Genomic DNA, 18,701 nt, shown 5'->3' on the forward strand with positions numbered 1-18,701 from the left:
AAGCCACTGAGTTTGCAGATCGCGCAAACACCCGCAACCTGACGAACCATCTGCTTCGCGGCTTACGCCGCTCCCACAGAAGGGGTCGGTTGGGTTGTGGGGAAGGCCTCTGCCGAGCATGGCTCGGCACTACAGGGTGGGCTTTTGCGAATAGACTGAGGCCACGAATAGGGAGGTTCCGTTATGAGCTTTGGATCTGGGTATGAGGCTGGTGGTTCTGCCAGCGCGCAGGAAAGCCGTTGTGCATGCTTGTTGCTGCTGGATACATCGGAAGTGATGGGGCGGCAACGCATCGATCTGCTCAACGCTGGGCTGATGCAGCTCAAGCAGGCCTTGTACGCCGATCCTGAGGCGGCGAAACGCGTTGACATAGCCATTGTCACTTACGGCCCGGTACGGACAGTCACTGATTTCGTGGCCGCCGAGAGTTTCTACCCGCCGTTCCTTGTCAGTACTGTTGATGCGCCGCTTGGTGCGGCTATCGAACGGGGGCTGGACTTGATTGGCCAACGCAAAGAGACCTACAAAAGCAGAGGCATCACTTATTACCGGCCATGGGTGTTCCTGATCGGCGCGGGTGCGCCCAGTGATAGCGTCAAACGCGCAGCTGAGCTGGTGAGGGAAGGTGAGGCCAACAAAAACTTCCAGTTTTTTGCGGTTGGTGTGGAAGGTGCGGAGATGGATGCGCTGCGACAGATCTCGGTGCGTGCGCCGCTCACGTTGAAGGGACTGCAGTTCCCGGAGCTTTTCAGCTGGTTGTCCAGTTCCATGCGTGCGGTTGTTGCCTCGGCGCCGGGTGATTCGGTTCCGTTGAGCAACCCGACATCTGCGGATGGCTGGGCGGCAAAGTAGGGCGGACAAGGGTTTTTGTGGGAGCGGCGTCAGCCGCGAAGCTGAGATTGGTGAAATGACCTGCAGCCCGCAGTCGTATGGATCTTTGGCTTCGCGGCTTACGCCGCTCCTACAAAAGCGGGGCGGTGGGTTTGTTGGGAAGGCCTCTGCCGAGCATGGCTCGGCACTACGCTGGGGTTGCTTGATTTACATCAAGGTGGGCATTGCCTTGGCGGCGCATGGTTGCTCTCCTGGCGTGGAGGGTCGTGCGATGGCAAAGCCATTTCCGTTGAATCCCAAACATCCTGAGCGGATCTGCTGGGGTTGCGACAAGTATTGCGCGACCGATGCGCTGGCCTGCGGCAATGGCTCGGGGCGCACGCAACATCCAGCGGAGCTGCAGGGCGAGGACTGGTATCTGGCCTGGGGTATCGAGCCCGAGCTGGGGCGGCCGGGAAGGGCGGCGCTGGAGAAAAAGTCGTAGGAGCGGCGTCAGCCGCGAAGCGGGTGGTTTGTCAGGTTGCGGGCTTTCTTGTGGTTCCAGTGGTGTTGGCTTCGCGGCTTGCGCCGCTCCCACAAGGTGATCGGTTGGATGGCTGGGGAGGCTTCTGCCGAGCATGGCTCGGCACTACCGGTTGGGTTTTTCTGAATGGTGGCTGTCGCTGCTGGGGGGAGGCTTGATCGCGGCGCTGACCGGCCCCATTACCGGAGAACAGTATCCCGGAGGCCGTATGGACCCCAGTCAGAACCCGAATGTTTTTCATGCCACCACCATCTGCTGCGTGCGTCGCGGCGAGCATGTGGCGATTGCTGGCGATGGTCAGGTCACCCTGGGTCATACGGTGATGAAGGGCAATGCGCGCAAGGTGCGCCGGCTCGGCCGCGATGGCCAGGTGCTGGCCGGTTTTGCCGGTGCAGCCGCTGATGCCTTCACTCTGTTTGAATTGTTTGAAGCCAAGCTTGAAAAGCACGGCCAGTTGACCCGCGCTGCCGTGGAGCTGGCCAAGGATTGGCGTACCGATCGCCGCTACGGCAAGCTCGAAGCGCTGCTGGCGGTGGCCGACCGCGAGACCTCGCTGATCATCAGCGGCACCGGCGATGTGATCGAGCCGGAAGACGGCATCATCGCCATCGGCTCCGGTGGTTCCTATGCGCTCAGCGCGGCACGCGCACTGCTCAAGCACACCGATCTGGATGCACGTGGCGTGGCCACCGAGGCAATCAATATCGCCGGCGGCATCTGCATCTACACCAATACCAACGTCGTGGTGGAAGAGCTCTGAGCTCTCCGGCCATCAATCGCGAGTACCCCATGAGCCACAAGATCGAAGTTTCCTCCGCCACCATGACGCCGCGCGAGATCGTGCAGGAGCTGGACCGTCATATCGTCGGCCAGCACGACGCCAAGCGTGCAGTCGCCATCGCGCTACGCAACCGCTGGCGCCGCATGCAGTTGCCCACCGAGCTGCGCAATGAAGTGATGCCGAAGAACATCTTGATGATCGGCCCGACCGGCGTCGGCAAGACCGAAATCGCGCGCCGCCTGGCCACGCTGGCCAATGCGCCGTTCGTGAAGGTTGAAGCCACCCGCTTCACCGAGGTCGGCTACGTCGGCAAGGACGTGGAGCAGATCATCCGTGACCTGGCCGATACCGCGGTCAAGTTGTACCGCGAGCAGGCCAAGGTGCGCGTACGCACCCAGGCTGAAGAGAAGGCCGAAGACCGCATTCTTGATGCCTTGCTGCCGCGGCGCAGCGTCGGCATTGGCTTCGACCCGGAAGCGGCGCGCAATGAACCGTCGGCTGCCGATAACGAAACCCGCATCAAGTTCCGCCGCATGCTGCGCGCAGGCGAGCTGGACGAGCGCGAGATCGAGCTGGATGTTGCTGCCAACGTCAGCATGGACATCATGACCCCGCCGGGCATGGAGGAAATGGGCCAGCAGCTGAAGTCGATGTTCGCCAATCTCGGCAGCGCCAAGTCGAACAAGCGCACGCTGAGCATCAAGGCCGCGCGTCCGCTGCTGATCGAGGAAGAGGCTGGCAAGCTGGTCAATGAAGACGATATCCGCACGGCTGCGGTTGAAGCCTGTGAGCAGCATGGCATTGTCTTCATCGACGAGATCGACAAGGTCGCCAAGCGCAGCGATGCTGGTTCGTCGGGTGGCGATGTGTCACGCGAAGGCGTGCAGCGCGACTTGCTGCCGCTGGTGGAAGGCTCGAATGTGTCGACCAAGTACGGCACGGTGAAGACTGATCACATCCTGTTTATTGCCTCCGGTGCGTTCCATCTGGCCAAGCCGAGCGATCTGATTCCCGAGCTGCAGGGCCGTTTCCCGATCCGCGTGGAGTTGGGTGCGCTGAGCAAGAATGATTTCGTGCGCATCCTGACCGAGCCGAAGGCGGCGTTGACCAAGCAGTACGAAGCCTTGTTGGCGACCGAGGGCGTCAAGGTCAATTTCACTGCCGAGGCGGTGGACCGTCTGGCGGAGATTGCGTTCCAGGTCAACGAGCGGCAGGAGAATATCGGTGCGCGTCGTCTGCACACGGTGCTGGAGCGCTTGCTGGATTCGCTGAGTTATGAAGCGCCGGATCGTGATGGCGACAGTATTGCGATCGACCCTGCCTACGTGGACAAGCATCTGGGTGAGTTGGTGAAGGACCCGGATCTGAGTCGCTATATTCTGTGATGGTTGGTTTGGGTTGGTGAGAAGCGGCGGCACGTTGGTGTCGCCGTTTTTTTTTGCCTGGGCTTTGGCGGGTGGCATTGCCAGTATTGCCCCTGCCGAGCATGGCTCGGCACTACGAATAGCCGGCGGCGCGGCGGCGTTAGCTCTCCCTTTGCCGCAGGCAAGGGGAGGGTTGGGAGGGGTGCTTTTGCCTTTGCTTGCTTCGCGGCTTACGCCGCTCCCACAAGACCGTTGCGGCGCTGCAAGCTTGCTCGGCAAGGCCTCTGCCGAGCATGGCTCGGCACTACCGAAGCCGCGCTTAGCCCTCCCTTTGCCGTAGGCAAGGGGAGGGTTGGGAGGGGTGCTTTGCTTCTGCGTTTGCTTTCGCCTTCGCCTTCGCCTTCGCCTTCGCTTGCTTCGCGGCTTACGCCGCTCCCACAAGACCGCTGCGGCTCTGCAAGCTTGCTCGTTAAGGCCCCTGCCGAGCATGGCTCGGCACTACCGGGCTTGCTTATTCTTCTTCTGGGTCTGGTGGTGGCAGCGGCGAAGGATCTGCGCCGGGCTCGAATACACCGGGCTTTACGTAGTGCGCCATCAGCGCGTCCAGCATTTCGCGGCTGTCACGCTCCAGGTCGAACTGGGTGGGCTCGAGCATGGCGCTGTACAGCACGCCGGTCAGGCCTGCGTGGATGATGCGTGCGCTGCTTGCAGTGTTGACGCCATCGCGAAGCTGGCCCAGGTCGCGCGCGCGCTCCAGGGCGCGGCGGAATATCGCCATCTCTTCTTCGACGCTGTCGTGCTGCAGTTGCTGCATCGCCAGACTCTCGGTGGACAGGTCGTTGCGCAGCATGATTTCCATCATCTCGCGCAATCGCGGATCGTTGGCCAACTCGCTCAAGGACACCAGCATCGCCGAGCGCAGGTCCAGGATCGGCGTGTTGCGCAGCGGCGAGTAGGTCTGGCGCAGGCGCTTGATGAAGGGCACACGCTCGCGGTTGATCATCGCTTCCAGCACTTCGGTCTTGTTCTTGAAGTGCCAGTACACCGCGCCGCGCGAGTATCCCGCGCGTTCGCCGATGGCCGCCAGCGAGGTGCCGGCAACGCCGTGTTCGTGGAAGCACGCCAGGGCCGCATCAAGGATGCCTTCGCGGGTGGCTGCTGCCTCTTCTTTGGTTTTTCTGGCCATTGCGCTGTGCAGGTGCTGGATGAAACCGACCTGAATTGTAGCCGTTTACAAACATGCGTGTATGTATGTATATTTCCGCAGCTTGCCTGACAGGATGGCGAGGCTGTACGTGGCAGTAGCAGGCGGTGCGGTTGTACCCGTAACGTATGTACTACAGATTGCGTCGGCTTCTACGGCATCTTTTCCCGTCCTCGGGCGCTACTTTTCCTTATTGAGCCTCTCCCATGTCTCGAATCAGCAGCTGCCGTCTCGTCGCGCTTTCCCTCGCACTAACCGTCGCGCTCGTTGCCTGCAAGGGCGGCGGGGAGCAGCCGCAGCAGGGCGGCCCGGGCCAGGTCACCGTGGTTACCTTGAAGCCGGAAACCGTCACCTTGACCCGTGAACTGGCCGGCCGTGCCAACGGCTACCAGGTCGCCGAAGTGCGCCCGCAGGTCAGTGGCATCGTCGCCAAGCGCCTGTTCACCGAAGGCAGCGTGGTCAAGGCCGGCGATCCGTTGTATCAGCTGGATGACGCTGCTTACCGCGCCCAGGCCAACAGCGCCCGCGCGCAGCTGGCGCGTGCCGAAGCCAGCGCCAATGCGGCCCGTCTGGCCGCGCGCCGCAGCAGCGAGCTGGTCAAGTCGCGGGTGATCAGCGTGCAGGACGACGAGAACGCACAGGCCGCGTGGAAGCAGGCCGAGGCCGACGTGCTGGCCGCCCGCGCATCGCTGGATGCGGCCAACGTGACGCTGGGCTATGCCCGCATCACCGCGCCGATCAGCGGCCAGATCGGCAAGTCCTCGGTTACCCAGGGCGCGCTGGTCAGCGCCGGCCAGGCCGATCCGCTGGCGACCATCAACCAGCTCGATCCGATCTATATCGACGTCACCCAGTCTTCGGCCGAGCTGCTGCAGCTGCGTCGCGAACTGGCCGCCGGGCGCCTGGAAGGTGCCTCCGAGCTGCCGGTCGACATCCTGTTGGAAGACGGCAGCACCTTTGCCCACAAGGGCAAGCTGGAGTTCTCCGAAGTCAGCGTCGACCCGGCTACTGGCAGCTACCTGATGCGTGTGCGAGTGGACAACCCCGATCAGGTGCTGATGCCCGGCATGTTCGTGCGTGCGGTGCTGGGCAGTGGTGTGCGCCCGAACGCGCTGTTGGTGCCGATGCAGGGCATTGCGCGCGATCCCAAGGGCGATACCTCGGCGATGGTGGTCGATGCCGAAGGCAAGGTTGCCGTTCGCCCGGTCAAGGTCAGCCGCACCATCGGCGACAAGTGGCTGGTCGAAGACGGTCTGAAGGCTGGCGACAAGGTCATCGTCGAAGGCCTGCAGAAGATTGGCCCGGGGATGCCGGTGCAGGCCACCGAGAAGGGTGCCGAAGCCGCCAAGCCAGCCGCCGCGCCCGCCGCGGCGCCGGCTGAAAAGCAGTAAGCGGAGAACTACATGGCACGCTTCTTTATCGACAGGCCCATCTTCGCGTGGGTCATCGCCATCATCATCATGCTTGCCGGCGCACTGGCAATGCTCAAGCTGCCGATCTCGATGTATCCCGAGGTCGCGCCGCCGGCGGTGTCCATTTCCGCCAGCTACCCGGGTGCGTCGGCCAAGGTGGTCGAGGACTCGGTGACGCAGATCATCGAGCAGAACATGAAGGGCCTGGACGGCCTGATGTACTTCTCCTCGAACAGCTCGTCCAACGGCCAGGCCAGCATCACCCTGACCTTCCAGAGTGGCACCGATTCGGACATCGCCCAGGTGCAGGTGCAGAACAAGCTGCAGCTGGCGATGCCGCTGTTGCCGCAGGAAGTGCAGCGCCAGGGCATCAACGTCGCCAAGTCCAGCTCGGGCTTCCTCAACGTGCTGGGCTTCGTCTCCGAAGACGGCAGCATGGATGAGAACGACATCTCCGACTACGTGGGTTCCAACATCGTTGATCCGCTGAGCCGCGTGCCGGGCGTGGGTTCGATCCAGGTGTTCGGTGGCAAGTACGCCATGCGCATCTGGCTGGACCCGACCAAGCTGCAGACCTACAAGGTCTCGGTTGACGAGGTCACCGCCGCGGTCAAGGCGCAGAACGCGCAGGTCGCCGTCGGCCAGTTGGGTGGTGCACCGGCCATCAAGGGCCAGCAGCTCAACGCCACCATCAACGCACAGGACCGCCTGCAGACGCCGGAGCAGTTCCGCAACATCGTGGTTCGTACCGAAACCGACGGCTCCACCCTGAAGCTGGGCGACGTTGCCCGCGTCGAGCTGGGCGCCGAAACCTACGACTTCGTCACCCGTTACAACGGCAAGCCGGCCTCCGGCCTGGCCATTACCCTGGCTACCGGCGCCAACGCGCTGGAAACCGCCGAGGGCGTGAGCAAGACCCTGGACGAGCTGAAGGCCAACTTCCCGGCCGGCATGAAGGCAGTGATTCCGTACGACACCACCCCGTTCGTGCGCGTGTCGATCAAGGGCGTGGTCAAGACGCTGCTTGAGGCCATCGTGCTGGTGTTCGTGGTGATGTACCTGTTCCTGCAGAACTTCCGCGCCACCCTGATCCCGACCATCGCCGTGCCGGTGGTGTTGCTGGGCACCTTTGGCATCCTCGCGGTGCTGGGTTTCTCCATCAACATGTTGACCATGTTCGCGATGGTGCTGGCGATCGGTCTATTGGTCGATGACGCCATCGTGGTGGTGGAGAACGTCGAGCGCATCATGTCCGAGGAAGGACTGTCGCCGCTGGAAGCCACCCGCAAGTCGATGAGCCAGATCACCGGCGCGCTGGTCGGCATCGGCCTGGTGCTGTCGGCGGTGTTCGTGCCGATGGCCTTCATGAGCGGCTCCACCGGCGTCATCTACCGGCAGTTCTCGGCGACCATCGTGTCGGCGATGGCCTTGTCGGTGCTGGTCGCCATCGTGCTGACCCCGGCACTGTGCGCCACCATGCTCAAGCCGCTGAAGAAGGGCGAGCACCACGTTGCCCACAAGGGCATCTCGGGCCGTTTCTTCAACGGGTTCAACCGCGGCTTCGACAACACCAGCGGCGTCTACCAGCGCGGCGTGCGCGGCATCCTGCATCGCCCGGGCCGTTTCATGGCGGTGTTCCTGGCGCTGGCGGTGGTGATGGGCCTGCTGTTCGCGCGCCTGCCCAGTTCGTTCCTGCCCAATGAAGACCAGGGCATCCTGATGGCGCTGGTCAACGCACCGGTGGGCGCCACCCAGGAACGTACCCTGGAGTCGATCTACAAGCTGGAAGACCACTTCCTGAAGAACGAGAAGGACGCGGTTGAATCGGTGTTCTCGGTGCAGGGCTTCAGCTTCTCCGGCATGGGCCAGAACTCGGGTATGGCCTTCGTCAAGCTCAAGGACTGGAGCGAGCGCAGTGCCGACCAGGGCGTTGGGCCGATCACCGGTCGTGCGATGGCAGCGCTCGGCCAGATCAAGGACGCCTTCATCTTTGCCTTCCCGCCGCCGGCCATGCCGGAGCTGGGTATCGCCTCGGGTTACACCTTCTTCCTGAAGGACAACAGCGGCGCCGGCCACGATGCGCTGGTCAATGCACGCAACCAGCTGTTGGGCATGGCGGGCGAAAGCAAGCTGCTGGCCAACGTGCGCCCGAACGGCCTGGACGACACCCCGCAGCTGCGTCTGGACATCGACGTCGCCAAGGCTGGTGCGCACGGTCTGTCGCTGGACACCATCAACAGCACGCTGGCCACCGCCTGGGGCTCGAGCTACGTCGATGACTTCATCGACCGTGGCCGCGTCAAGCGCGTCTATGTGCAGGCCGATGATGCCTTCCGCATGAACCCGGAAGACTTCAATCTGTGGACGGTGAAGAACACCTCCGGCGAGATGGTGCCGTTCTCGGCCTTCGCCAGCCAGCGTTGGGATTACGGTTCGCCGCGTCTGGAGCGTTACAACGGTGTCTCGGCGCTGGAAATCCAGGGTGAAGCCGCGCCGGGCGTAGCCTCGGGCGATGCGATGCTGGAAGTGGAGAAGCTGGCCAAGCAGTTGCCGGCCGGTTTCAGCATCGAGTGGACCGCCGTGTCCTACCAGGAACGCGAGGCCGGTTCGCAGACGCCGCTGCTGTACACGCTGTCGCTGCTGATCGTGTTCCTGTGTCTGGCTGCACTGTATGAAAGCTGGAGCGTGCCGACCGCAGTGCTGATGGTTGCGCCGCTGGGTATCCTCGGTGCAGTGCTGGCCAACACCATGCGCGGCATGGAGCGTGACGTGTACTTCCAAGTGGCGATGTTGACCACCGTGGGTTTGACCTCGAAGAACGCGATCCTGATCGTCGAGTTCGCCAAGGAGCATCTGGAGAAGGGCGCGGGTGTGATCGAAGCGACGATGCATGCGGTCCGCGACCGTCTGCGTCCGATCATCATGACCTCGCTGGCCTTCGGCCTGGGTGTGTTGCCGCTGGCGATCGCCTCCGGCGCGGGTTCGGGTGCACAGCGCGCCATCGGTACCGGTGTGCTGGGCGGCATGGTGGTGGGCACCTTGCTCGGCCTGTTCTTCATCCCGTTGTTCTTCGTGGTGGTGCAGCGCATGTTCAACCGCAAGCAGCTGGCCAAGAACGGCGACCTGCCGCAGCAGTAAGCGGGCAGGGGTGTTGCAAGCAAAAGGCGCCGAAAGGCGCCTTTTGTTTTTGTCCGTTTGGGGTTTTTTAGGTTTGTTTGTGGGAGCGGCGTAAGCCGCGAAGCCGGGGTTTCGTCAGGTGACCCACATCCTGGTGATTTCAGCGATACCAGCTTCGCGGCTTACGCCGCTCCTACAAACCTGATGGGCTACCGGTGAAGCCCCTGCCGAGCATGGCTCGGCACTGCCGAAATCGGAGCAAAAAAAAACCGGGCCAGGCCCGGTTTTTTTATGCTTCGTTGTCCGCCAGCTCGAGTAACTGAGCCTTCTCAACCGCGCCCAGACGTTGGGCGAATACCGCCAGGCGGTTGCAGAGCTCGGCCTGGTGTTCCGGGTATGCCGCTACCAGTTCACGTTGAACCTGTTGGTAGGCATCCCAGAACGGGGCCGAGCAGCGATGTCGTGCGTACTGCTGTCGCAATTGCTCCCCAGCACGCTGGAGGGATTGGCGACTGCTGTGTTGGATGGGCGTTGTATACATCGCTTCACCTCGATGGCAGTGCCCCTGTACCCCGAGCATACCGCTGTTTATCTTACGATCTGGCTACAGCGTCTAATTTCCCTATGAGATTAATGGGGATTTGTTCAGATTACGTCACGTTACTCGCCGATATCTTCATTCCAGACGTCCGGGTTCTCTGCGATGTAGCGCCCCATCATCTCGATGCAGCTGGCGTCATTCAGGTCGATGACATTCACGCCGTTCTCGCGCAGCCAGTCGATGCCACCCGGGAAGCTGACCGATTCACCCACCACCACGGTACCGATGTTGAACTGGCGCACCAGCCCGCTGCAGTACCAGCACGGGGCCAGGGTGGTGACCATGATGGTGTTGCGGTAGCCGCGCTGGCGGCCGGCCTTGCGGAAGGCGTCGGTCTCGCCATGGATCGACGGATCGTCTTCCTGGATGCGGCGGTTGTGACCGCAGCCGAGCAGGCGGCCATCGTTGTGATACAGCGCCGCTCCAATCGGGATTCCGCCTTCGGCCAGGCCCTGGCGGGCCTCGGTGATGGCGGTTTCTAGCAGGGCGCGGTAGTCCGGGGTGGTGATCATGCAAGGTCCTTGTGGTGCCGTGGCGATCATCATAGCGGCCGGATTCAGCCTGCTGGCGCCGCAGTCGGGCTGTCAGTGCGATAATCGGCGCCATGAGCGAATCCCCCTACAAGACCGGCACCACCCACTTCGGCTTCCGCGATGTACCGGCCAAGGACAAGCAGAAGCTTGTCGGCCAGGTGTTCACCTCCGTGGCCGACAACTACGACCTGATGAATGACCTGATGAGTCTGGGTATTCATCGGCTGTGGAAGCGCTACTTCGTCGCTACCGCGCAGGTGAAGCCGGGCGATCGCGTGCTGGATCTGGCCGGTGGTACTGGTGACATCGCGGTGCTGCTGAAGGAGCGCATCGGTGCCGAAGGCAGCGTGGTGCTGGGCGACATCAATGCAGGCATGTTGTCGGTGGGTCGCGATCGTCTGACCAACCGCGGTCAGGTATCGGGCTTCGAGTGGGTGCAGCTCAATGCGGAGGCGCTGCCATTTCCGGACCAGAGCTTCGACCTGGTGACGATCTCCTTCGGCCTGCGCAATGTGACCGACAAGGAAGCCGCGCTGCGCGAGATGTACCGCGTGCTGAAGGTGGGCGGGCAGGCGCGCGTGCTGGAGTTCTCGGAAGTGACGGTGGACTGGTTCAAGCCGGTCTACGATTTCCACTCGTTCAAGGTGCTGCCGAAGCTGGGCAAGTTGTTTGCGCGTGGTGATGCCGACAGCTATCAGTATCTGGCCGAGAGCATCCGCAAGCACCCGCCGCAGGAAGAGCTGAAGGCGATGATGACGGATGCGGGCTTTGGCCGCTGTCATTACAAGAACCTGAGCGCGGGGATTGTGTCGATTCACTCCGGTTACAAGCTTTGAGCCTTGCTTGCTGGGTGTGTTGAGGAAAAGGCGGCCATTGGCCGCCTTTTTCGTATGTGGGGTGATGATGTTGGTTTTGTCTTTTACGGGTAAAACCCCTGCCGAGCATGGCTCGGCACTACGCCTGTGCCCCCTCCCTTTGGCCGCAGGCCAAGGGGAGGGCTGGGGAGTGGTTTTTGCCTTGGCCCTTCTCCCGCTTGCGGGAGAAGGGTTGGGATGAGGGGCGCTTTTGATCTTGCCGGTAAAGCCTCTGCCGAGCATGGCTCGGCACTACCGTGGCCCAAGAGCGGGAGCTGATTCACGCATTCCGGCAGCTTCCGCAAAGCCCGCGGGGTGCCGCTTGCCGCACCGCCGCATCCGCCACGGCCTTTCGGGTTTAAAATCAGCGGTTATCCCCTGAACCGGTTCCAGATCAATGCGTTCTTCGTTCCTGATGCTGCCCCTGGCCGTGGCGCTTGTCGCCGGCTGTGCCAAAGAACCCGCAGCCCCCACCGTCGACCCCGTCGCCCAGAAGCCCGCCGCCGCCGTGAATACCGTCAGCCGCAGCCACGATGAAAGCTCCTACGCTGAACCGGACAAGGTCGTCATCAAGGACCTGGCGCTGGATCTGAAGGTCGATTTCGACGCCAAGCAGATCGGCGGTACGGCGACCTACACGCTGGAGTGGAAGGACAAGGCTGCCAAGCAGCTGCTGCTCGACACCCGCGAGTTGAGCGTTGAGAAGGTCGAGGCTATTGCTGCCGACGGCGCAGCCACCCCGCTGCAGTTCGTGCTGGCACCGGCCGACAAGGTGTTCGGCAGCAAGCTGAGCATCGAAACCCCGGCCCAGCCGACCTCGGTGCGCATCACCTACCACACCGCGCCGACCGCCTCCGGTCTGCAGTGGTTGGAGCCGTCCATGACCGAGGGCAAGAAGCTGCCCTTCATGTTCAGCCAGTCGCAGGCGATCCACGCACGTTCCTGGGTGCCGTTGCAGGACACCCCGAGCGTCCGTTTCACCTATAGCGCGCATGTCACCAGCCGCCCGGACGTGATGGTGCTGATGAGCGCCGACAACGACCCGAAGGCTGCACGTGATGGCGATTACGCCTTCAAGATGCCGCAGCCGATCCCGTCCTACCTGCTGGCCATCGCTGCTGGTGACCTGGTGTTCGAGCCGATCTCCGAGCGCTCCGGCGTGTGGGCCGAGCCGGCCATGGTCAACAAGGCCGCCAAGGAATTCGAAGACACCGAGAAGATGATCGGTGCCGCCGAGAACCTGTATGGCGAATACCGTTGGGGCCGTTACGACATGCTGGTGCTGCCGCCGTCGTTCCCGTTCGGTGGCATGGAAAACCCGCGTCTGACCTTCGCTACCCCGACCGTCATCGTTGGCGACAAGTCGCTGGTGTCGCTGGTCGCGCACGAACTGGCGCATAGCTGGTCCGGCAACCTGGTGACCAACGCCAGCTGGAAGGACATCTGGCTCAACGAAGGTTTCACCACCTACGTGCAGGGCCGCATCACCGAGGCGCTGTATGGCGCCGAGATGGCCGAGATGGAGCGTGAGATCGACCAGACCGATCTGCTCAACGAAGTGAAGGACATGAGCCCGGCCGACCAGGCGCTGGCGCTGCCGCCGCTCAACGAGCGTGACCCGGACGATGCACTGAGCCAGGTGGCTTACGTCAAGGGCGCGTGGTTCCTGCAGTTCCTCGAGCAGCGTTTTGGTCGCGCGGTGTTTGATCCGTTCCTGCGTGGCTGGTTCGATGACCACGCCTTCCAGAGCGCCAACACCGACCAGTTCGTCGAGTACATGAAGAAGAACCTGCTGCCGAAGAATCCGACGGCGGTCACCGATGCCGAGCTGAAGGCATGGCTGGAAGAACCGGGCATCCCGGCATTCGCCAGCAAGGCCCGTTCGCGCAACTTCGCCGTGGTTGACACCGCACGCATCGCCTTCCTGGGCAGCGACTCGCTGCCGAGCAACCAGGTGACCCGCGAATGGAACACCCAGGAATGGGTGCGGTTCATCGATGGCATGGGCGAGAAGCTGCCGGTCGAGAAGCTGGCGCAGCTGGACAAGGGTTACCACTTCACCGGTACCCCGAACGGTGAGATCGCGATGCGTTGGTACCCGCTGGCAATCCGCAGCGGTTACACCGACGCACAGGCTGCTGCTGGCGAGTTCATCCAGAAGGTCGGCCGCCGCAAGCTGGTGCTGCCGATCTACGCTGAGCTGCTGAAGACGCCGGAAGGTCTGGCTTTCGCCAAGGAAGTGTTCGCCAAGGCCAAGCCGGGCTATCACCCGATCACCACCGCCTCGGTGGAAGCGATGATCGCCAAGGCGGAAGCTGCGCCGAAGCAGTAATCGGCCAGGTTTGCTTCAACACAAACGGCGAGCTTTGGCTCGCCGTTTGTTTTTGTGCTGTTCTAGGTTTGAGGGGTTCGCAGTCGGAGCAAGCGCAGCGCACCCGGAACCCTGCGCACGGACCCTTTTTTGTAGAGCCGAGCCATGCTCGGCTGGGCGTTACCGGTAAGGCCTCTGCCGAGCATGGCTCGGCACTACATGGTGGCGGCGTTGTTGTGCAGGTTGTACGACGCTCCCGAACGCGTCGGCTTCCTGCGCCGTAGCCGCAAATCAGACTCGACCGCAGCCCTCAGTTGCTGCTCTTTGCCGCCGCAAGCGGCAGGCCCTTCAGTACCGCTTTGTCTATCTTCGCCGCCACGCCAACGCTACGCCCAGCAAGATTGACCACGCTGTACTGCACGGCCACGCCCAGCACCTGGGTAGCCTGCGACATATCCAGCCCGTAGGACTGGCGCAGCCATTGCAGCATCCCCGACGTTGCCAAGCGCAGCGCGTCGTCACTGGAACCGCCCTGCCCCAAGGTCATGATCTGCGTTGGCGATTCCACGCGCGGCGTGGCGATGGATTGCTTCTTGATCAGCTCCACTTTCAGCACCACGTCCAATGATGTCTCCAGCGCCCATTGGCTGGTTTCGCCGTCGCCCTGCAGCGCATGGCCATCGCCGACATACAGCAAAGCGCCGGGCTGCTGCACCTCAAGGTAAACCGTGTTGCCTTCCACCACAGCGTTGAAATCCATGTTGCCGCCGAAGTCGCTGGTGTCGCCGGTGGAGAACGGGGGATAGCCAAAGCCGGGTGCGACGGCGAGGCCGCCGAGCATCGGCTTGACCGGGATTTCAAAGTGCTTCAATGCGCCGCTGGCGCCTTGCGGGCGGGCCATACCGCGCACGCGATCCAGTTCCCAGCGCACCGGATTGCCCAGCGTCGCGGTTTCGGTGGCGATGCGCGGGGTCTTCAAGCGGCCAACGATGCCGTCGAGGCTGTCGGCGTAGTCGCGGTTGAGCTTGAGTGAGCTGATGGTGATCGCCAGCGTATCGCCAGGTTCGGCACCGGCGACGAAAAACGGCCCGACCTGTGGATTGCCGAACAAGGCGCGGGTGATGCCGTGCTCATCGACACCACCGGAATCCAGGGTTTTGGTCTGCACCGAGTCGCCCGGCCAGATCACCAGCGCCGGGGCGCGCTCGGCGCTGAAGGTATTGGAGTAATCGCTTGCGGTGAAGTCGTGCAGGCGCGGCGCCTTGTCCGGCCGTGACGGTACCCGCCAGGCGCTGAAATCATGCGCCGCACGCGCGCTGCGGTTGTTGGTGTCCGGCTCGTCGCTGCGGCCCTGCAGGCGACTGCCATCGATGCGGCCGTCGTAGTGATAGACCTGACCGTCACTGCCGGTTGCAGTGAACTTCAGCTGCGCGCCGTTCAAGCTGCCGGTGATCGGGTCGCCGCCCAATGTTCCGCTGACCCGCGTGCCTTGCACCTCCAGATTCAAGGTCTGCTGGGCGCTGTTGCCCCAGAGATCGGTGGCCAGTATCCATTGGTCGGCGGCGAGGGCATGGAGCGGGAGTACGGACAACAACAGCGAAGACCATTTCAGTGAAGTGCGCACGTTGCGTGTGTCTGCGAAGGGCCCGATGGGCGTGTTCGCGGAGTGTACGAATGGCGATCTCGCCGTTGCAGTGTCAAACGTAACGACACCTGTAGTCAGTCCGGCCGCCGCACAGCCGAGCACGTTGCCGGAGCGGGCGGTTGATGGCGGTCACGCGCTGCACCTAGGGCGTGGCGCGCACCGCCAGGAACATGTCCACGCAGTCGTGCATCACCCGTTGCTGTGCGACAGCGTCCAGTGGCGCGGCACCCATTGCGATCTGTGGCCAGAAGGCGAATGCCTTGACCATGCCCTGCAGCTGATGGGCGGCGTCGGCCGGGGCGATGTCGTCGCGCAGGCGGGCATCGGCCTGCGCGGCGCGGATCCAGGTGGTCAGCCCTTCTTCCTTCTCGGCCAGCTTGTCCATCATTGCCCGCGCCCGTTCCGGGGCATGCACCAGTTCGGCCATGGCCACCCGCGACAGGTCGATGAAGCTGGCGTCGCTGAGCAGGCGCAGCTTCTGTGCGACGAAGGCCAGCAACTGCTCGCGCAATGGTCGTGCCGGATCGTAGGCGAGGGCGTCCAGCGATTGGCTGGCTTCCCACAGCTGCCAGAGGATGGCGGTGAACAACTCGTCCTTGCTGGCGAAGTGGTTGTAGACCGTGCGCTTGGACACCTCGGCGGTGGCGGCGATGCGGTCCATGCTGGTGCCGGCAAAGCCCAGTTCGCGGAACTCGGCCACCGCCGCGCGCAGGATGGCCTCGCGTTTGCGGTCGGTCAGGCGGAGAGGGCGCTTTGGATCGTTCATCCGCTCATTTTACACCGTTCAGTTTACTTTCCTTGAAATGGAAGTAGACTCGCCGGTGTACTTTTAACGGCAAGCCCAGCCATGACGCGTCGCCTGCCTCGTTTCCTCCTCCTCATTACGGTGCTGATTGCCATGTCCATTGGCTTGCTGACCTGCGGCGCGCATCCTGCCGCCTCCTACGACCAGTCGCCGCAATACGGCGAGGGGCGCTTCCACAATGTGGCCAAGCAGGTGCCGCTCGGCTTCGTGCGCGGTACCAAGGTGTGGTGGCGCTTCCTGTTCGACAAGCCGGCCGATGCAACGCCGCAGGTGGCGATCCCGGTGCACGCTCTGACCCGGCAGGCGCTGCTGGACGCGCCCGACGACAGCCTGTGGCGGCTAGGCCATTCGACCATGCTGATGAAGCTGGATGGTCACTTCTGGCTGACCGATCCGGTGTTCTCCGAGCGCGTGTCGCCGTTCTCGTTCATGGGGCCGAAGCGCTTCCATGCACCGCCGCTGTCGATTGACGAGTTGCCGGAGATCACCGGCGTCATCATTTCCCACGACCACTACGATCACCTTGATCACGACGCGGTGTTGGCGCTTGCGCCGAAGGTGCGGCATTTCGTCACCGCGCTGGGCGTGGGTGATCGTCTGGTTGCCTGGGGCGTGCCGCAGGAGAAGATCACCCAGCTCGATTGGTGGCAGGAAACGCGGCTGGAAGGCTTGAAGATCGCAGCCACGCCAGCGCAGCATTTTTCTGGTCGCGGGCTGTCTGATGGCAATCGCACCTTGTGGGCGTCGTGGGTGATCGATACCGGTCGCACGCGGATCTTCTTCAGTGGCGACAGTGGTTATTTCGATGGCTTTGCCAAGATCGGTGAACGCTACGGCCCGTTCGATCTGGCGATGGTCGAGACCGGTGCCTACGACGCTGATTGGCCGGGTGTGCACATGCAGCCGGAGCAGAGCCTGCAGGCGCATCTGGACGTGCGCGGCAAGGTGTTGATGCCGATCCATAACGGCACGTTTGATCTGGCCCTGCACCCTTGGACCGAGCCGTTCGAGCGGATCACCGCATTGGCGGCGGAGCAGGGCGTGGTGTTGACTGCACCGCAGATGGGCGAGCGTCTGGATATCCGCGCGCCGGCGCCTTCCACGCATTGGTGGCGGATGGGCGGGGAGTGATGCTGGCGGCATGACGCCAAAGCCAATCCCCAATCCCCAACATGCTCTAAAGTGAACTCCATCGCGCGCCACCTCGCGCCACGTTCACCGGAGCTGTTTGATGAAACCCCTGATCCTCGGCGCACTCTGCGTCTTCGCCCTGGCCGCCTGCAGCAACCCGGAGGCCGAGCGCCAGCAACAAGAAGCCGCTGCCGCTCAGGAGCGGGCCAAGCGCGAAGCCGACGCCGAAGGCATCGGCAAGCTCTACGACGCTGCCATCACCGCCACCGATTGGGAGAAGGCGCGCATCCACGGTGCTGCGCTGCTCGACCAGTTCCCGGATTCGGAAACCGCCAAGCGCATCGAGCCGGGCTTTGCAGAGGTTCGGGAGAAGGCAGCTGCAGCCAGTGAGCTGCGCCGCATGCAGGCCTTGTGGAATTACAACCAGGTGCCGGTCAAGGGCGGCACCCAGCGTTCGGCGGCGATCTACAGCAAGGACCGCGTGGAAGTGGACAGCACCGGCGCCAAGCAGGTGAACCTGGTGTTCCGTGATCACCCGGAGTGGAAGCGCCACGCCTATCTGGTGTTGCAGTCCAGCGACTTCGCCAAGGCCTGCTACCGCGGCTGCCAGGTCAAGGTCAGCGTCGATGGGGCGCCGGCCCGCAACATGGCCGCGCATCGCCCGGATACCGATGAGGCCATCGCCATGTTCATCGTCGACAACCGCGGCCTGTGGCGGCAGGCACGCAAGGCCAAGGTCATCGAGATCGAGTTCCCGGTGCTGGCTGGTGGCACCCGCAAGGCGGTGTTCGAGGTTGGCGGGCTGGATGGCAGCCAGATGCCGAACTGGGATTGAGGCCGGTGCTTGCTGACGTGGCGGGGCGTTGCGACGTCGCCGCCAGCCGCCATTGGGTGTTCGACATGGACGGCACCCTGACCGAGCCGGTGCATGACTTCGAACTGATCCGGCGCAAGCTGCAGATTCCATCCGGCGCGGACATTCTTGAGCATCTGGCCAGCCTGCCGGCGCAGCAGGCCGCTGACAGCCATGCCTGGCTGATGCAGCACGAGCGGGAGCTGGCCGAGGCATCGGTCGCGGCACCGGGAGCGGTGGCCTTGATCCGCGCGCTGCATGCCGATGGTTGCCGATTGGGCATCCTCACCCGCAATGCGCGTGAGCTGGCCGAAGTGACGCTGGCGGCGATCGGAGTGGCGGAGTGCTTTGCCGTCGATGAAATCATCGGCCGCTGGGAAGTGCAGCCCAAGCCGTCGCCGGCTGGGCTGCAGTTCTTTGCCGAGCGCTGGCAGGTGTTGCCGACGCAGATGCGGATGGTCGGGGATCATTACTACGATCTGGCAACGGCGAAGGCTGCGGGCGTGCCGGGCATCCTGATCAATGTGCCGGATGACCCGTGGCCGGGCATGGCGCAATGGCAGCTGCGTGATTGTGCGCAGTTGCTGCAGCAGTGGCAGGCAAGGGTGTCTCCGTAGAGCCGGGCCATGCTCGGCTGGGGCGTTGCCGGTGGAGCCTCTGTGGGCGCGGCGTGAGCCGCGAAGCTCCCATGCTGTCAGCTTGCAGACCTCGCCCGCAACCAGACATTGCCGGCTTC

The 18,701-nt window shown here is 63.3% G+C and carries 16 protein-coding genes; 11 read left to right on the forward strand and 5 right to left on the reverse strand.

Annotated features, from left to right (window positions below):
• Positions 1–183 precede the first annotated feature (183 nt).
• The 4 genes from ACVOLV_RS18520 to hslU all read left to right on the forward strand — a co-directional run bounded on the left by ACVOLV_RS18520 (position 184) and on the right by hslU (position 3,520).
• Entirely contained in the window at positions 184–852 is a 669-nt protein-coding gene (locus ACVOLV_RS18520; protein WP_481555647.1) for a vWA domain-containing protein, read from the forward strand.
• Positions 853–1,102: 250 nt separating this feature from the next.
• On the forward strand, positions 1,103–1,315 hold the full coding sequence (locus ACVOLV_RS18525) for a DUF3079 domain-containing protein (protein ID WP_481555648.1): 213 nt from the start codon (positions 1,103–1,105) through the stop codon (positions 1,313–1,315).
• Positions 1,316–1,562: 247 nt separating this feature from the next.
• Entirely contained in the window at positions 1,563–2,114 is a 552-nt protein-coding gene (hslV, locus tag ACVOLV_RS18530; protein WP_055772387.1) for an ATP-dependent protease subunit HslV, read from the forward strand.
• 29 nt (positions 2,115–2,143) lie between these two features.
• Positions 2,144–3,520 carry an ATP-dependent protease ATPase subunit HslU gene (hslU, locus tag ACVOLV_RS18535; RefSeq protein ID WP_481555649.1) on the forward strand — a complete coding sequence of 459 codons (1,377 nt, stop codon included), beginning with the start codon at positions 2,144–2,146 and terminating at the stop codon, positions 3,518–3,520.
• A gap of 490 nt (positions 3,521–4,010) precedes the next feature.
• Here hslU and ACVOLV_RS18540 read toward each other — a convergent pair whose 3' ends face one another.
• On the reverse strand, positions 4,011–4,685 hold the full coding sequence (locus ACVOLV_RS18540) for a TetR family transcriptional regulator (RefSeq protein ID WP_481555650.1): 675 nt from the start codon (positions 4,683–4,685) through the stop codon (positions 4,011–4,013).
• Between the two features lie 224 nt (positions 4,686–4,909).
• Here ACVOLV_RS18540 and ACVOLV_RS18545 point away from each other — a divergent pair, with 224 nt between their 5' ends.
• Together ACVOLV_RS18545 and smeE are read left to right on the forward strand one after the other, a co-directional pair.
• On the forward strand, positions 4,910–6,094 hold the full coding sequence (locus ACVOLV_RS18545) for an efflux RND transporter periplasmic adaptor subunit (protein WP_481555651.1): 1,185 nt from the start codon (positions 4,910–4,912) through the stop codon (positions 6,092–6,094).
• Positions 6,095–6,106: 12 nt separating this feature from the next.
• Positions 6,107–9,253 carry a multidrug efflux RND transporter permease subunit SmeE gene (gene smeE, locus ACVOLV_RS18550; protein ID WP_481555652.1) on the forward strand — a complete coding sequence of 1,049 codons (3,147 nt, stop codon included), beginning with the start codon at positions 6,107–6,109 and terminating at the stop codon, positions 9,251–9,253.
• Positions 9,254–9,521: 268 nt separating this feature from the next.
• On the opposite strand, the gene ACVOLV_RS18555 is transcribed toward smeE, so the two are convergent.
• Both ACVOLV_RS18555 and ACVOLV_RS18560 read right to left on the reverse strand, forming a co-directional pair.
• Positions 9,522–9,773 (reverse strand): hypothetical protein, encoded by a 252-nt coding sequence (locus tag ACVOLV_RS18555; protein WP_481510750.1) that lies wholly within the window; start codon positions 9,771–9,773, stop codon positions 9,522–9,524.
• A gap of 119 nt (positions 9,774–9,892) precedes the next feature.
• A complete protein-coding gene (locus tag ACVOLV_RS18560; RefSeq protein ID WP_481555653.1) occupies positions 9,893–10,345 on the reverse strand; it encodes a nucleoside deaminase in 453 nt (150 codons plus the stop codon).
• Positions 10,346–10,437: 92 nt separating this feature from the next.
• Between ACVOLV_RS18560 and ubiE the strand changes: the two genes are divergently transcribed.
• Entirely contained in the window at positions 10,438–11,202 is a 765-nt protein-coding gene (gene ubiE, locus ACVOLV_RS18565; RefSeq protein ID WP_481555654.1) for a bifunctional demethylmenaquinone methyltransferase/2-methoxy-6-polyprenyl-1,4-benzoquinol methylase UbiE, read from the forward strand.
• A 415-nt stretch (positions 11,203–11,617) separates the two neighbouring features.
• Positions 11,618–13,552 (forward strand): M1 family metallopeptidase, encoded by a 1,935-nt coding sequence (locus ACVOLV_RS18570; protein ID WP_481555655.1) that lies wholly within the window; start codon positions 11,618–11,620, stop codon positions 13,550–13,552.
• 289 nt (positions 13,553–13,841) lie between these two features.
• Here ACVOLV_RS18570 and ACVOLV_RS18575 read toward each other — a convergent pair whose 3' ends face one another.
• Positions 13,842–15,155 carry an acetamidase/formamidase family protein gene (locus ACVOLV_RS18575; protein WP_481555656.1) on the reverse strand — a complete coding sequence of 438 codons (1,314 nt, stop codon included), beginning with the start codon at positions 15,153–15,155 and terminating at the stop codon, positions 13,842–13,844.
• Between the two features lie 163 nt (positions 15,156–15,318).
• Positions 15,319–15,942, reverse strand: a complete 624-nt coding sequence (locus ACVOLV_RS18580; RefSeq protein WP_481555657.1) for a TetR/AcrR family transcriptional regulator — start codon at positions 15,940–15,942, stop codon at positions 15,319–15,321.
• Positions 15,943–16,074: 132 nt separating this feature from the next.
• On the opposite strand from ACVOLV_RS18580, the gene ACVOLV_RS18585 reads away from it, so the two are divergent.
• From ACVOLV_RS18585 to ACVOLV_RS18595, 3 genes are all read left to right on the forward strand, one after another.
• Entirely contained in the window at positions 16,075–17,112 is a 1,038-nt protein-coding gene (locus tag ACVOLV_RS18585; protein ID WP_481555658.1) for an MBL fold metallo-hydrolase, read from the forward strand.
• A gap of 100 nt (positions 17,113–17,212) precedes the next feature.
• Positions 17,213–17,947: a hypothetical protein gene (locus ACVOLV_RS18590; protein ID WP_481555659.1), complete on the forward strand. Its 735-nt coding sequence runs from the start codon at positions 17,213–17,215 to the stop codon at positions 17,945–17,947.
• Positions 17,948–18,012: 65 nt separating this feature from the next.
• A complete protein-coding gene (locus ACVOLV_RS18595) occupies positions 18,013–18,582 on the forward strand; it encodes an HAD family hydrolase (RefSeq protein ID WP_481555660.1) in 570 nt (189 codons plus the stop codon).
• Positions 18,583–18,701: the final 119 nt, after the last annotated feature.

This window comes from Stenotrophomonas sp. STEN023, from assembly GCF_056760135.1.

Coding starts and splice junctions, on each gene's coding strand:
- ACVOLV_RS18520 (WP_481555647.1), top strand. CDS start 184: ATGAGCTTTGGATCTGGGTATGAGGCTGGTGGTTCTGCCAGCGCGCAG.
- ACVOLV_RS18525 (WP_481555648.1), top strand. CDS start 1,103: ATGGCAAAGCCATTTCCGTTGAATCCCAAACATCCTGAGCGGATCTGC.
- hslV (WP_055772387.1), top strand. CDS start 1,563: ATGGACCCCAGTCAGAACCCGAATGTTTTTCATGCCACCACCATCTGC.
- hslU (WP_481555649.1), top strand. CDS start 2,144: ATGAGCCACAAGATCGAAGTTTCCTCCGCCACCATGACGCCGCGCGAG.
- ACVOLV_RS18540 (WP_481555650.1), bottom strand. CDS start 4,685: ATGGCCAGAAAAACCAAAGAAGAGGCAGCAGCCACCCGCGAAGGCATC.
- ACVOLV_RS18545 (WP_481555651.1), top strand. CDS start 4,910: ATGTCTCGAATCAGCAGCTGCCGTCTCGTCGCGCTTTCCCTCGCACTA.
- smeE (WP_481555652.1), top strand. CDS start 6,107: ATGGCACGCTTCTTTATCGACAGGCCCATCTTCGCGTGGGTCATCGCC.
- ACVOLV_RS18555 (WP_481510750.1), bottom strand. CDS start 9,773: ATGTATACAACGCCCATCCAACACAGCAGTCGCCAATCCCTCCAGCGT.
- ACVOLV_RS18560 (WP_481555653.1), bottom strand. CDS start 10,345: ATGATCACCACCCCGGACTACCGCGCCCTGCTAGAAACCGCCATCACC.
- ubiE (WP_481555654.1), top strand. CDS start 10,438: ATGAGCGAATCCCCCTACAAGACCGGCACCACCCACTTCGGCTTCCGC.
- ACVOLV_RS18570 (WP_481555655.1), top strand. CDS start 11,618: ATGCGTTCTTCGTTCCTGATGCTGCCCCTGGCCGTGGCGCTTGTCGCC.
- ACVOLV_RS18580 (WP_481555657.1), bottom strand. CDS start 15,942: ATGAACGATCCAAAGCGCCCTCTCCGCCTGACCGACCGCAAACGCGAG.
- ACVOLV_RS18585 (WP_481555658.1), top strand. CDS start 16,075: ATGTCCATTGGCTTGCTGACCTGCGGCGCGCATCCTGCCGCCTCCTAC.
- ACVOLV_RS18590 (WP_481555659.1), top strand. CDS start 17,213: ATGAAACCCCTGATCCTCGGCGCACTCTGCGTCTTCGCCCTGGCCGCC.
- ACVOLV_RS18595 (WP_481555660.1), top strand. CDS start 18,013: ATGGACGGCACCCTGACCGAGCCGGTGCATGACTTCGAACTGATCCGG.